General features: G+C 60.6%; 7 protein-coding genes and 1 tRNA gene. 2 read left to right on the top strand and 6 right to left on the bottom strand.

Annotation, left to right across the window (positions count from 1 at the left end):
* Positions 1–140 precede the first annotated feature (140 nt).
* Positions 141–1694 carry a methyl-accepting chemotaxis protein gene (locus NRG74_RS21400; RefSeq protein WP_257705269.1) on the top strand — a complete coding sequence of 518 codons (1554 nt, stop codon included), beginning with the start codon at positions 141–143 and terminating at the stop codon, positions 1692–1694.
* On the opposite strand, the gene NRG74_RS21395 is transcribed toward NRG74_RS21400, so the two are convergent.
* The 3 genes from NRG74_RS21395 to gabD form a co-directional block, all read right to left on the bottom strand.
* Entirely contained in the window at positions 1691–2887 is a 1197-nt protein-coding gene (locus NRG74_RS21395; RefSeq protein WP_257705268.1) for a response regulator, read from the bottom strand. The genes NRG74_RS21400 and NRG74_RS21395 overlap by 4 nt on opposite strands.
* Positions 2888–3000: 113 nt before the next feature.
* The gene (gene gabT / locus NRG74_RS21390; RefSeq protein WP_064308097.1) at positions 3001–4281 is read right to left on the bottom strand and encodes a 4-aminobutyrate--2-oxoglutarate transaminase; all 1281 of its coding nucleotides are present in this window, start codon (positions 4279–4281) and stop codon (positions 3001–3003) included.
* Between the two features lie 222 nt (positions 4282–4503).
* Positions 4504–5952, bottom strand: a complete 1449-nt coding sequence (gene gabD / locus NRG74_RS21385) for an NADP-dependent succinate-semialdehyde dehydrogenase (protein WP_257705267.1) — start codon at positions 5950–5952, stop codon at positions 4504–4506.
* 342 nt (positions 5953–6294) lie between these two features.
* On the opposite strand from gabD, the gene NRG74_RS21380 reads away from it, so the two are divergent.
* Positions 6295–6371, top strand: a tRNA-Arg gene (locus tag NRG74_RS21380).
* A 311-nt stretch (positions 6372–6682) separates the two neighbouring features.
* Here NRG74_RS21380 and NRG74_RS21375 read toward each other — a convergent pair.
* The 3 genes from NRG74_RS21375 to NRG74_RS21365 are packed head-to-tail and all read right to left on the bottom strand — an operon-like array spanning position 6683 to position 13247.
* On the bottom strand, positions 6683–9874 hold the full coding sequence (locus NRG74_RS21375) for a type I restriction endonuclease subunit R (RefSeq protein ID WP_257705266.1): 3192 nt from the start codon (positions 9872–9874) through the stop codon (positions 6683–6685).
* Positions 9874–11274, bottom strand: a complete 1401-nt coding sequence (locus NRG74_RS21370) for a restriction endonuclease subunit S (protein WP_257705265.1) — start codon at positions 11272–11274, stop codon at positions 9874–9876. The genes NRG74_RS21375 and NRG74_RS21370 overlap by 1 nt, the downstream gene beginning before the upstream one ends.
* A complete protein-coding gene (locus NRG74_RS21365; RefSeq protein WP_257705264.1) occupies positions 11271–13247 on the bottom strand; it encodes a type I restriction-modification system subunit M in 1977 nt (658 codons plus the stop codon). Before NRG74_RS21365 ends, NRG74_RS21370 begins: the two co-directional genes overlap by 4 nt.
* Positions 13248–13697 lie beyond the last annotated feature (450 nt).

The following is a 13697-nucleotide window of genomic DNA, read 5'->3' as shown; positions in this document are numbered from 1 at the left end:
CTGCAGCAGGCGGCTAAGACCAAAGTCGTAGCCGCCTGGATCAGACAGCGGTTGCAACCTCCGGAAAGCTGGCTCCATGATCGACGAAGCTGACCACGTCACATTTCGTAATCGATCGAGCCGAATCACAAGGAGGTCGCATGCCCAGGCGCTGGCCCGTCGTGCTGTTGCTTCACCTGGCCATCCTCGTGGCTGCGCTGCTGCTCTGGCAGGGGCTGGCGCTGCCCTCCACCGCCGGCCTGGGACTGGTTCTCGTGGCAGCCCTCTGGCCTTGGCTACTGCTGCTGCGCAAACCTGTCGCGCCGCCGGCCCCGCCCCAGTCCTTCGACGAGCTGACCAGCGATCTTTCGCGCAGCACGGCGCGCAACGCCGTGGCCATCGCCGGGGTGGCCTTCGCCGCCCAGCAACTGGCGGCCCGGGTGCAATCTCAAGCCAGCACGGCCGCACAGATTTCCAGCAGCGCCACGTCCCTTACCCAGACCGAGCACGACAGCGCCGGCAGCGCCCGCCAGGCCTTGGCGGTGGCGCAGCAGGTGCACCAGCGCAGCGAGGCCGGCCGGGAAGCCCTGAACTCGGCGATCACCGCCATCCGCGCGCTCAGCGAGCATGCCCGCCAAAGTCGGGAATTGATCGCGGGTCTGAGCGCCCGCACCGACAAGATCCAGCAGGTCACCGAGGTCATCCAGGCCATCGCCAGCCAGACCAACCTGCTGGCGCTCAATGCCGCCATCGAAGCCGCCCGGGCCGGCGAGCACGGCCGCGGCTTCGCCGTGGTGGCCGACGAGGTCCGTGGCCTGGCGGCGCGGACCTCCAGCGCGACCGGCGAGGTGGGCGTGATCGTCGCCGATATCGGCCAGCAGACCGAGGCCGTGGTGGCGCAGATCCAGGAACTGGCCCAGGCGCTGGAAGATGGCGTACGCCAGGTCGAACGCACGGGCGAAGGCCTCCAGGAGATCGCCCAGCTGGCGCAGACCGCCGAGCGCCAGGCGGCGGACATCGCCCAGGGCACCTCGGCCAATCTCGCCCAATTGGAAAGCCTGGCCCAGGCGGTGGAGCAGGTGCACAGCGATCTCGCCGACAGCGAGCGTCAGACCAGCCGGCTCAGCGGCGCCGCAGATGAATTGGTGGACATGGCCGAAGCCAGCAGCGAACGCCTGGCCGAGGTCGGCCTGGACAGCTATCACCAGCGCATCTTCGAACTGGCACGCCAGGGCGCGGATGCCATCGGCAGGCGCTTCGAGGAAGACCTGGCCGCCGGACGCATCACCCAGGACGCCCTCTTCGACCGCCAGTACCAGCCCGTGCCCGGCAGCCAGCCGGCCAAGTACCGCACCCGCTTCGACAGCTACACCGATGGCGTGCTACCGGCGATCCAGGAGCCGCTGCTGGACCAGCATCCCGGCCTGGTCTTCGCCATCGCCTGTACGCCTGAGGGCTATGTGCCCACCCACAACCGCGCTTTCGCCCAGGCGCCCACCGGCGATGTGGCGGTGGATACGGCGCGCAGTCGCAGCAAGCGACTCTTCAGCGATCGCACTGGCAAGCGCTGCGGCAGTCATCAGCGCCGCCTGCTGTTGCAGACCTATATGAGGGACACCGGCGAGGTGATGCACGACCTCTCGGTGCCGATCCTGGTGAAAGGTCGGCACTGGGGTGGACTGCGCCTCGGCTATCGCCCCGACACCGCGCGCTAGCCCAACTTGAGCTGGGTGACCGCCAGCTGCCAGACCGCGGCTTCCAGCCCGAGCATGCGCCCGGCCTTGTGCTCGAGCAGGGCCTCGAGGGATTCGCCCGGAGCAGGATTCGCCGCCTGCGCCGCCAGGTGCAGGATCAGCGATGGCTTGGGCAGTACGCCGTGCAGGCTGTGTACCGCGGTCACCAGTTCGCGCAACTCCAGCGGCAGCCGCCAGTGCCGCTGCAATTCCGCGGAGAACTCCAGGCTGTAGCTCAGCAGAGCGCGCTCCAGCGCTGCCTCCTCGAGAACGCCGCCCCCGTCGCACCAGCGTTGCACACCTTGCAATACGGCCAGCTCACCCAGCCGATGGAGCAGACCGGCGGTATAGCAGCGCTCGGCGTCTTCGCGCGCATAGCGCAGCGCCAGCAGACGCGCGCAGTCGGCGGCACGTTGGGCCAGGTGCAGATAGCCTTCGGCGCGCGTGGCCAGCAGCGGGTCGGTCAGACGCGTCGCCCGTCGCAGACTCAGGCCCAATACCAGATTGAGGGTAAAGCCGACGCCCAGGCGCGGTAGGGCCTGGCTGAGGGTCTGGCAGGACTGCCCGACGCGCTGGGAGGCGCTGTTGGCTGCAGCGATCAGGGTCGCCGTGACCAGCGGATCCTGGCCGAACTCGGTTTCCAGCTCGCCCAGACTGCAGCTGGCGCTGTCGCGGCAGCGCTGGATGATGGCGGGCAGGTCGGTGAACAGCGGCACCGCATCGATCTCGGCGGCCATGCGCTGCAGATGGTCATCCAGCGAACCCAGGACCGCAGCCCTCGCCGCCTGAGCCTCGTCATCCGCCGGTGGCATCAGACTGCGCAAGCGGCGCAATACCTCTTCAGCCGCATAGGGTTTGACCAGATAGGCCGTGGGTGCCAGCCGCAGGGCGGCGCGCACATAGGCGGTATCGGCCTGATCGGACAGGAGGATCACTGGCTGCAGCGGCTGGGCGCCGCGCTGGCGGATGCGGCGCAGCAGGTCGAGCCCGTCGCAGTCGGCTGGCCGCTCGACGATGATCAGCGTGCATCTCTTGTGTCGATCCAGTTCGGCGAGGGCCTGATAGCCATGGCCATACTCGTGAACCAGGGCATCGGCCCGCACGGCCAGCACCAGGGACTTGAGCAGGTCACGGGTCCAGGGATTGGCGTCGACGATGAGTATCAGGGGCGGCATCCCAACCCACTCCTGCTTGAGGAAAGCGAAGCGGCGAATGATGCGTCAAAGCGGACTTTGTGCCAAGCGCGTCACAGAAAAACCGCCCTCGTGGAGGGCGGTTTGATCAGGACTCAGGCCAATTCGGCAAAACACTCGCCGATAATAGCCAAGCCGCGATCCAGCTCTTCGTCGCTGGCGGTCAGGGGGACGAGGATGCGCAGCACATTGCCGTAGCTGCCGCAGCTGAGCAGGATCAGGCCCTTCTGGCGTGCGCGGACCACGATCTGGCTGGTCAGCTCGGCGTCGGGCTGCTCGATATCGCCACCCTTGCCCAGCTCCATGGCGATCATGGCGCCCAGACCCCGGACGTCGCAGATCTGCGCGTGCTTGGTGGCCAGTTCGCGCAGGCCGGCGGTGAGACGCTCGCCCACGGCCTTGGAGCGGTCCAGCAGCTTCTCTTCCTCGAAGGTCTCGATCACCGCCAGGGCCGCGGCGCAGGCGATGGGGCTGCCGGCGTAGGTGCCACCCAGGCCACCGGGGGTGACCGCATCCATCACCGTGGCCCGACCGGTCACGCCCGACAGCGGGAAGCCACCGGCGATGGATTTGGCGAAGGTCACCAGGTCGGCGTCGACGCCCATCTGCTCCATGGCGAAGAAGGTCCCGGTACGACCGGCGCCGGACTGGACTTCATCGGCGATCAGCAGGATGCCGTGGGTGTCGCACAGCTTGCGCAGGCGCTGCATGAATTCCTTGGGCGCGGCATAGAAACCGCCCTCGCCCTGCACCGGCTCGAGGATGATGGCCGCTATGTCGCCAGGGGCCGCATCGTTCTTGAAGATGCGCTCGACGCTGGCGATGGCGTCATCGACGCTGATGCCGTGCAGTTCGCAGGGATAGAGCGCGCGATAGACGCCGCCGGGCATCAGGCCCATGCCGGCCGAATAGGGCGCGACCTTGCCGGTCAGCGACAGGGTCATCATGGTGCGGCCGTGATAGGCGCTGGAGAAGGCGATGACCCCGGCGCGCTGGGTGGCGGCGCGGGCGATCTTGACGGCGTTCTCCACGGCTTCGGAGCCGGAGTTGAACAGCGCGGTCTTTTTCGGGAAGTTGCCCGGCACCAGTTCGTTGAGCTTTTCGCAGACCTCGACATAGGGCTCGTAGGCCAGTACCTGGAAGCAGGTATGGGAGACCTTGGTCAGCTGCTCCTGCACGGCCGCCACCACACGCGGATGCAGGTGGCCGGTGTTGAGCACGGCGATGCCGCCGGCGAAGTCCAGGAACTCGTTGCCCTCGACGTCCCAGACCTTGGCGTTCTCCGCACGGGCGACGAAGATCGGGTGGGTCTGGCCGACGCCACGGGCGACGGCGGCGCTGCGGCGGTGCATCAGGGAATCGTTGGTGTGGCTCATTGCAGTCCTCGATGGCCGCTCATCGTGGCGGCCGGCTACGGGAAAGGCGCGGACCGGATTCCGGGCAGCATACGATGATCGACTGCCAACGGCCCGGCGTCCGCGCCGGGAAAAACTTTGGATCAGGCTGAGGGGCTGTTGGGCTTCGACGGTGAAGCCGTCTCAACCCAACCTACCTCGACCGTAGGTTGGGCTGAGCTCCGCGAAGCCCAACGAACGGGATCAGATCCCCAGGCAGAGGTACTTGATCTCGAGGTAGTCCTCGATACCGTACTTGGAGCCCTCGCGGCCCAGGCCCGAGGCCTTGACGCCACCGAAGGGCGCCACCTCATTGGAGATCAGGCCGGTGTTGATGCCGACCATGCCGTACTCCAGCGCCTCGGCCACGCGGAACACGCGGGACAGGTCGCGGGCATAGAAGTAGGAGGCCAGGCCGAACTCGGTGTCGTTGGCCAGCTCGATGACCTCGGCCTCGTCCTTGAAGCGGAACAGCGGCGCCAGCGGGCCGAAGGTCTCCTCCTTGGACACCTTGGCGCTCTTGGGCACGTCGGCGAGGATGGTCGGCTCGAAATAGCTACCACCGTTGGCGTGGGCCTTGCCGCCAGCGATGACCTTGGCGCCCTGGCTCACGGCGTCGTCGATGTGTTCCTTGACCTTGGCCGCGGCCTTGGCGTCGATCAGCGGGCCAATGGTCACGCCCTCCTCCAGGCCGTTGCCGACCTTGAGCTTGGCCACCGCTGCCTTGAATTTCTCGGCGAAGGCGTCGTACACGCCGTCCTGGATATAGAGACGGTTGACGCAGACGCAGGTCTGGCCGGCGTTGCGGTACTTGGAGGCAATGGCGCCTTCCACGGCCTTGTCCAGGTCAGCGTCGTCGAAAACGATGAAGGGCGCGTTGCCGCCCAGCTCCAGCGACAGCTTCTTGATGGTGGGCGCGCTCTGCTCCATCAGCTTGGCACCGATCTCGGTGGAGCCGGTAAAGGAGATCTTGCGCACGATGGGGCTTTCGGTCAGCTCGGCGCCGATCTCGGCGGCGGAGCCGGTGACCACGCTCAACACACCCTTGGGAATGCCGGCGCGCTCGGCCAGTTCGACCAGCGCCAGCGCCGAATAGGGGGTCTGGCTGGCGGGCTTGATCACCATGGTGCAACCGGCGGCCAGGGCCGGACCGGCCTTGCGGGTGATCATCGCGGTGGGGAAATTCCACGGCGTGATGGCGGCGGTGACACCGATGGGCTGCTTGATCACCAGGATGCGCTTGTCGGCCTGGTGGCCGGGAATGGTGTCGCCATAGATACGCTTGGCTTCTTCGGCGAACCACTCGATGAAGGAGGCGGCGTAGACGATCTCGCCCTTGGCCTCGGCCAGCGGCTTGCCCTGCTCCAGGGTCATCAGCCGGCCCAGGTCGTCCTGGTTCTCGATCATCAACTCGTACCAGCGCCGCAGCTTGGCCGAGCGTTCCTTGGCGGTCAGCGCACGCCAAGCCGGCAGGGCGCGGTTGGCAGCGTCGATGGCACGCTTAGTCTCGGCGCGGCCGAGCTTGGGGATGGTGCCCAGGGTCTCGCCGGTGGCCGGGTTGTCCACCTTGACGGTGGCACCGCTGTCGGCGTCGATCCAGGCGCCGTCGACATAGGCTTGCTGGCGAAACAGGGAAGCGTCTTTGAGCTGCATTACGGTCTCCTTGGCTGAAAGGGCCGGAAGCAAGGGTATGACACCCCTGCGCCTGCGATAGGATCAGGCCTGGAAACGCTGGCATCGCCAGCGTTCAGTGCCCGCTCGAGCAATGTCCGAACCGCCCTGGGCGTTCGAAATATTGAACGCATCCTAGGAGAATATTGAACCCCCGCGCAAGAGCGCCGGAGCGGTTTTCGCGCGGCCCTCCTCCTTGTTTATCCAGCCCTTGCCGAGCCCCGCGAAACAGTCGTTCAAAATCAACAACATCGTGCATCCGGGCATGGACGGTCGGAGGCAAGGTGAGTATGATGGCGACCGATTCAGCGTCGCCGAATCGTTGCACTCGTAGCTCAGCTGGATAGAGTACTGCCCTCCGAAGGCAGGGGTCGTGGGTTCGAATCCCGCCGAGTGCGCCATCTCCGTTCACCGTCGCGTGAACCTCAGCAAAGCCCGCCATCGAGCGGGCTTTGTTGTTTCTAGCGGTCTATTCCTACTGCCGAGTCATCACGCGCTTAGCCACATGATTTAGGAAAAAGTGGGCGGAGTGCGATCAGCACTGACGGCTCAACATCAGGATTCGATTGATTAACAAACCGAACCCCTATGAGCAGGAAGAATAGGATGCAGCAGGCTTTTGCGGCAGACGAAGGAAATCCTCGCAGCTGCTTCAAGGCGGCCTAGCAGAGCTCAAACCACTAAAGTCGCCTCGAGAAAGCCCTGTCTATTCCTACAAGCTCTGATCAGGAGCGCTTGCTCCAAGCGTTTTCAGCATTTTCAAAATCGTCAATGCGAACGCTCTCGTCTTTTTTTCACTATCTAAAACTTCCAACGAGAGCTTTTCATGATCAGTAATGGAGTCCAGCACCGTGTCCAATACCCGTTTGGGGAAAAGGCCATGCATAACCTGCTCGGTCGAGTGATTGTTAACCTGAGCCATCACATCTTCTTGCCGACTAATTCGCTTTGCAATGCCGGTTAAAAAGTGCAGTTGATCATCGTCACTCACCTCAGCTCCGAAGATATCGTTTAGCGCCTTAACGATCTCCGATAGGCGCTTCTTTTCTGGATCGTGAGGCTTGCCGCTGCCTACCTCACTCGCTGGTTGCAGCTTGTACTCACCGTTATCAGCACTCAGCTGAAGCATCTGTTCTGCACGTTTGCTTAGCCGATAGTGGGTCAACTCCAGCTCGCCTAGATCTACATCGTCCCGCTCAAGCCGATCTACTCGAAGCAACGGATACAGGTGCTTAGCAAAGACACAAAGCTGCTCTAGCTCACGGTCTTCGTACGGGACAATTTGCGAGAGGAATTCATACAGGCGCACAAAGCTTTGCAGGTTCTTTCGGAAGAGGTCGAGCTGATCCACCTGCTCGCCGGCCTCCCTGAGAGCATGCTCAGCTTTCTTCAAACCGGCGCTATCGCCATTGGCCTCAGCGGTACGCTTGTAATCCAGTGCTTGCTGGCGCGACTCGACGCTGAAGGCGTAACGCTTGGCAAAGCGTTCCTTCGCCGGCTGACAGTAATAGCTGAGCTTGCTAGCGGCCGCTTTCGGGTCGAAGAACGCCAGGGCAAACGCCTCGACCTCTTGCCAGTGATAGATCCCTTCAGCATCCAGTCTTTTCTGCAGGTCATAGATGATCTGCGGGTCAGTGACATCGCTCAGCTCGGCCTTGGTGTAGTAAGGCAAGAAAGCATCGAGAATGTCCTGCGGCTCGTTGAAAAAGTCGAGGATGAAGGTCTGCTTCGCAGGGAAGGTTCGATTAAGGCGCGATAGCGTCTGTACGCAGTCCACGCCCTGTAGCTTCTTATCAACGTACATGGCGCACAGCTTGGGCTGGTCAAAGCCAGTCTGGTACTTGTTGGCAACGATCATGACATTGAAATCTTGAGTGTCGAAGGCCTTGGCTAGGTCGCGGCCATTTAGGCCAGCGTTGAGCAGGTTGCTAGTCTCGGTTACCTCCTCTGGAATCACGTCATCAGGCAGCACGCTACCCGAGAAGGCCACCAGTGGATGCACATCGGCATACCCCATCCGCTGTACATACTCTTTAACTGCCAGTTGGTACCGCACCGCCTCCTGACGACTGCTGGTGACTACCATTGCTTTGGCCTGACCGTTGAGCAAATGAAGGATATTGGCGCGGAAATGCTCAACGATGATCTCGACTCTCTTGTCAATATTGTAGGGATGCAGCCGCACCCAGCGTGCCAGCTTCATGCGCGCTTTCTTCGAGTCCACCTCGTCGTCTTCACCATCGGGGTGGGCGATCTTCCAGGCGGTACTGTAAGTGGTGTAGTTCTGCAGCACATCGAGAATGAAGCCCTCCTCAATGGCTTGACGCATTGAATACAGATGGAACGCCTCGGGCTTATTGCTAGCACTCGGTGGCAACGTGGGGTCAGGCACCCGACCAAACAGCTCCAAGGTTTTAGCCTTGGGCGTGGCGGTAAAAGCGTAATAGCTGATGCGCTCGTTTGGCTTGCGCGCCTGCACGGCAGCGTCGAGCAGGTCTTCAGCGCTAATCTCTTCAGCTTCGAGCGCATCGCTGGCGAGGATCTGTTTCAGTTTGCTAGCCGAGGAGCCTGTCTGCGAGGAATGCGCTTCGTCAGCGATCACCGCATAGCGCCCTGAGGCCAGCTTTGGATACTTTTCTAGCGCGTCGAACAGCGCCGGGAACGTCTGGATGGTGACGATGATGATGCGCGTCTGCTCAGCCAGCGCCTCCGCCAGTTGTTCAGACTTACTCTGGTTGCCAACGTCGCGGGTAATTGGCCTCACCACACCTTGAGCGTGCTCGAACTGGTAGATGGTGTTCTGCAGCTGACTATCCAGCACCGTGCGGTCGGTGACCACGATCACCGAACTGAACAGCCGTTGGCCGTCATCGTTGTACATAGAGGCAAGCTGGTGGGCGGTCCAGGCAATAGAGTTGGACTTACCAGAACCTGCGCTGTGCTGAATCAGATATCGCTTGCCCGGTCCTTCAGTGTGAGTGGTTTCGATTAGCCGGTTGACCACATTCCACTGATGGTAGCGTGGAAAGATCATCGTCTCTTTGGTGGTGAGCGTACCGTCAAAACCCTCGCTGGTCTTCTTGTCCAGGTGCAGGAAGCGTCCGAGCACCTTGAGCCAGGCATCCGGCTGGAACAATTGATGCCACAAGTAGCCGGTGGCGTACTGGCTGTCGTCGGGCGGCGGCGGGTTGCCTGCGCCGCCTTCCGCGCTGCCAAGGTTGAACGGCAGAAAGAAGGTGTCCTTGCCGTCCAGTTTGGTGGTCATAGCCACCTCGTTCTGGCCCACCGCAAAATGCACCAGCGCCCCGCGTTTAAAGGTTAGCAGAGGCTCGGGCTTGCGGGTCAGCGGGTCTTTCACCGGGCGGTCGTAGCGGTACTGACGCTTGGCGTTTTCCACACTCTGCTTGAACTCGCTTTTCAGCTCCAGCGTGGCGGTGGGGATGCCATTGACGAATAGCACCAGATCCAGCCGTGGGTTATAGCTCTGCCCGCCGCCACCCGCATCACGCGAATGCGGCGAGTAAGACACCTCCGGCACCACGCGCAGGCGGTTGCACTGGTAGCGCTTGAGGGTATCCGGGTTCATGCCGTGGTCAGGCTGGAAGCTGCACAGCTCAACCTTAACTGCTGGCAGCTTGAAGCCATGGCGCAGCACATCCAGGGTGCCGCACTGCTCCAGCTCCCGCACCAATTTTTGTACCAGTACATCGTCTGGGTTATTCGGATTGGCCTTAGCGAACTTGTCCCAACGTTCAGGCCAAGCCACCTTGAAGTAACCCAGTACATCTTCGGTATACAGCGCCGTGCGCTGGTCATAGCCACTGGCGGTGCCGACTAGCCAGCCTTGGGCGGCCAGGGCATCGATAATGTCGAATTGAAACTGAGCTTCCTTGCTGTCCGCCATTACACCACCTCTTGGGCTAATTCAGGGGATTGCGCGTGGGTCGGTGGCTGCCAGCCACGTACGTCGATTTTGCCGGTGACAGCGGCGGAGATTAGGGCGGAGCGGCGCTCACGAAGCAGCAGCCCGGCAGACTCAGACTCACTTATCAAAGAATCGAAGCAACCCAAACTACCTTCGACGAACTTGCAAATATCTTCCTGCTCGGCAAGTGGTGGTACAGGGATATAGAGATCCTTCACATTTCCACAGTTAAGATGAGGGTGAAGTGCACCCGTCTGAATAGAAAGCAAACTCTGGCGACCATAATTCGTATTGAGAACCCAAGAAAGCCATTCACCACTAATCGAATCCCTTACTGGAGAGCAGACAATAAGCGCATGGCAGTTACAACCAGCAAACTCATCGGTTACGACCGCCACTTGCCCAATATCCCCAGTCTGAACAATTAGAACGTCACCCGACTCAAGAATCGACTTCTTGTGGTCAAGACTCCACGCCTCGCGGACGTAGTACGGCACATCAAATTTAATTCTATTTCCCTTGATATGAAGGGACTGTAAGTAGCGAATACCTTCGTCGACCAAAATGTCTCTAGTAGGCCCGACAAAACCATTCGTAATCTTATTAGTGATCGTTGAAAGTTTCCGGACCTCCCAATGCGCCGGCACCTCGCCTAGCCACTCCACGCCGGAGTCCTTCATCGGCACCGTCGGCTCTAGCCCTTTGGTGACGGCGTGGGAGATCACGACCTTGCGCTTTTCCTTGAGCAGTTCGATCAGGCGCTGCTGCTCTTCGATCAGCGCGTCGATGCGGGCGGTTTCGTGGTCGAGGAAGCGGGCGATTTGGGTTTGTTCTTTATGTGGCGGGATTGTCACTGCAAGGGCTGCCATGTCCTCCCAGCCGACGCGCGGCATTTTGGCACCAATGGTTGATGCATTAAGGCCCTCAATCACAGTTGGCATCAAAATGTACTTATGAATAAACTCACTATTAATCGCACGTGGGCGGAGCACGAAAAAATCACCGACAGCCTGTCCCGACTTATCTGCCAACCAAACCTTTGCCAGGTAAGGCCTCAGCTTCCCAAACAGAATGTCTTTTTGTCGAAATGCTATTCCGTCACCGGCAAACTCCGTATCAGTTTCGATAAAACACCCAGTCCATCCTTCAATGTTCTCTAGCCCAACCTGAAAATTTGATGTTGTCGCTTTATCAGTGACCTGCTCAGCCAGCCACTTCAATGGACTTACCCCCCAATGCTCCGGTACTTCCCCGAGCCACTCAGCACCCGAGTCTTTGTACGCCAGATAGCGTGGGAAACTACTGGAGTTTTCCCTGCCCTCGCCCTGGGGGCCAACGGCTGCGCCATTGTTCAAATTTGCTCCCGACAGATTTTTCATGCCGACAACTCATCAATCATCTGCTTGATCCGATCGGTGCAGGCCTTCAGGTCACTATCAATCGTGGCCAGCGGGCGCGGTGGCTGAAACACGTAGAAGTGGCGGTTAAAAGGGACCTCGAAGCCGACAATACCGACCTCGCCATCCAAGGCGTCGGTCTTGCTCCCGTCGATCCAGGCATCCGGCACATGAGGGATGACCTCACGCTGGAAATAGTCGTACACCGACTCGCCCAGCGGCACGTTCTCGTTGTCACGCAGGCCAGAATCGGCTTCCGGCTGGCCTTTGGTCATGCAGATATCCGCCTCAGGGTCGCGCTCACTCAGGGCACCCATCAGGGCTTTCAACTCAGGTGCGCTGAGGCTGACGCTGTGCGCGGTAAGGGCCTTTTTCAGCAACTTGCTGAACTGCTCGCGGTTGCGGTGCAGCACGCCTGCGTTGATCGTTTGCAAGGCAGCCAGCAGCTGCTGCTGGGCGGAGCTGTCTAGTTTTTGCAGGGCTTTTTCTTCCAGCACCTTAGCGATGCGCTCAGCACTGGTCTGGAAGTTAAGGCGCAGCGGGCGCTCGACGGTGATGCGCCGGTAGCCAAAGGCTTCACTAGGGAAGATTTTGCTCTGTGCTGTTTGCTCGAAGCTGCCATACAGGCGCACCAGCTCGCTGATGTGATCTTCGGTGATGTACTGACGCTTGCTGCCCAGCGACTTACGCATTTTGGTGTAGTGCTGGCTGCCGTCGATCAACTGCACCTTGCCCTGGCGCGCAGCAGCCTTGTGGTTGCTGAGTATCCATACATAGGTGGCGATGCCGGTGTTGTAGAACATGTCGGTGGGCAGCGCGACGATGGCTTCGACCAGATCGTTCTGCAGTAGGTAGCGGCGAATCTCCGACTCACCAGAACCCGCGCCGCCGGTAAACAGCGGCGAGCCGTTGAGGATGATGCCGATGCGCGAGCCACCTTCGCGCGGGTCACGCATCTTGCTGACCAGGTGCAGGAGGAACAACAGCGAGCCATCGGACACGCGTGGCAGACCTGGCCCGAAGCGGCCGTCGAAACCCTTCTCCGTATATTCGTCAGTGATCTGCTTCTGAACCTTCTTCCACTCCACGCCGAATGGCGGGTTACTGAGCATGAAGTCAAAGCGCTTGTCAGCAAGCTGGTCGTTGGACAAGGTGTTGCCGAGCTTGATGCTAGTGACGTCTTGGCCCTTGATCAGCATGTCCGCTTTGCAGATGGCGTAGGACTCAGGGTTGAGCTCTTGGCCGTGCAGAGACACGCTGACCTTATCGCTAATGGACTGTATGTATTCGTCACCTTCGGAGAGGAAACCGCCGGTGCCCGCGGTCGGGTCGTAAATGGTGACGATGCTGTTGGGCGCAAGCTTGCCATCCTGCCCGGTGATCACCAGTGAGGTAGTGAGGTGCACGATATCGCGCGGGGTGAAGTGCTCTCCGGCGGTTTCGTTGGAGCTTTCAGCGAATTTACGGATCAGCTCTTCGAAAATGATGCCCATGCCGAAGTTGCTAATGCGCTCGGGGCTCAGATCAGTGGCAGCGAAACGCTGCACCACCTGGTACAGCAGGTTGGCACTAGCCAGCTGCTGAACAAAATCTTCAAAGTGGAAGTGTTCGAAGATCTCGCGAGCATCTTTGCTGAAGGCCTGCACGTAGCTCATCAAGTCGGCGGCGGTCTGGGTGTCGGACAGCGTGGCGAGGGTGAGCGGCGACGCATTAAAGAATTGCTGGCCGGCTGTGCGCAGCAGGATCATCTCGCGCACGGCGTCGGGACGCCCCTCCTGTGTGAAGGTCTGCTTGATAACATTTTCCTTGGTTGGCGCCAGTACGCATTCCATCCGCCGCAGCAGCGTGAACGGCAGGATGATGCGGCCGTACTGGGACTGCTTGAAGTCACCACGTAGCAGGTCGGCAATCGACCAGAGAAAAGCGGCCGTCTGAGAATGGTTTTCCGTGTTCACGAGGAGCTCCAAGAATTGCTAGCAAAAACGCTAGTTTAGCTTGGATGAATCAAACGATTAGACCTTACCCGTGCCTTCTCGCTTCCTAGCGCTACCACTGGCCGGGCGATAGAAAAGCGTGTCTCCGCGCAGGATAGGGTAGCTACGCCCAGATAGTCCGCGAGCTAGAAAATGTTGGATTTCCGTGGAAATCCCTATCGACTCAGTTGGCGAGGCGCTAGACACTCCTAGTGATGAGCCAAACGTCTCGAAGACATCCGCTGGCAAGCTATGCCACAAATTTGCCACACTCGGCCCGCTAATCACGGCGAAATCGAGCTAACGCAAGCTAACTTAACTCTTTGATCAGAAAGCTAATTTCCGCTAACGTGTTGTTTCTAAACATTGACTTTTAGGACTCCGAAGGCAGGGGTCGTGGGTTCGAATCCCGCCGAGTGCGCCATCTCCCGT

It is taken from the genome of Pseudomonas oryzihabitans (assembly GCF_024652905.1).
In the GTDB taxonomy this organism is placed as follows: domain Bacteria; phylum Pseudomonadota; class Gammaproteobacteria; order Pseudomonadales; family Pseudomonadaceae; genus Chryseomonas; species Chryseomonas benzopyrenica.
This window is presented reverse-complemented; position numbering and strand designations above follow the sequence as displayed.

Bases quoted from the DNA above. Each gene is read 5' to 3' on its own strand.
- NRG74_RS21400 (WP_257705269.1), top strand. From the start codon at position 141: ATGCCCAGGCGCTGGCCCGTCGTGCTGTTGCTTCACCTGGCCATCCTC.
- NRG74_RS21395 (WP_257705268.1), bottom strand. From the start codon at position 2,887: ATGCCGCCCCTGATACTCATCGTCGACGCCAATCCCTGGACCCGTGAC.
- gabT (WP_064308097.1), bottom strand. From the start codon at position 4,281: ATGAGCCACACCAACGATTCCCTGATGCACCGCCGCAGCGCCGCCGTC.
- gabD (WP_257705267.1), bottom strand. From the start codon at position 5,952: ATGCAGCTCAAAGACGCTTCCCTGTTTCGCCAGCAAGCCTATGTCGAC.
- NRG74_RS21375 (WP_257705266.1), bottom strand. From the start codon at position 9,874: ATGGCGGACAGCAAGGAAGCTCAGTTTCAATTCGACATTATCGATGCC.
- NRG74_RS21370 (WP_257705265.1), bottom strand. From the start codon at position 11,274: ATGAAAAATCTGTCGGGAGCAAATTTGAACAATGGCGCAGCCGTTGGC.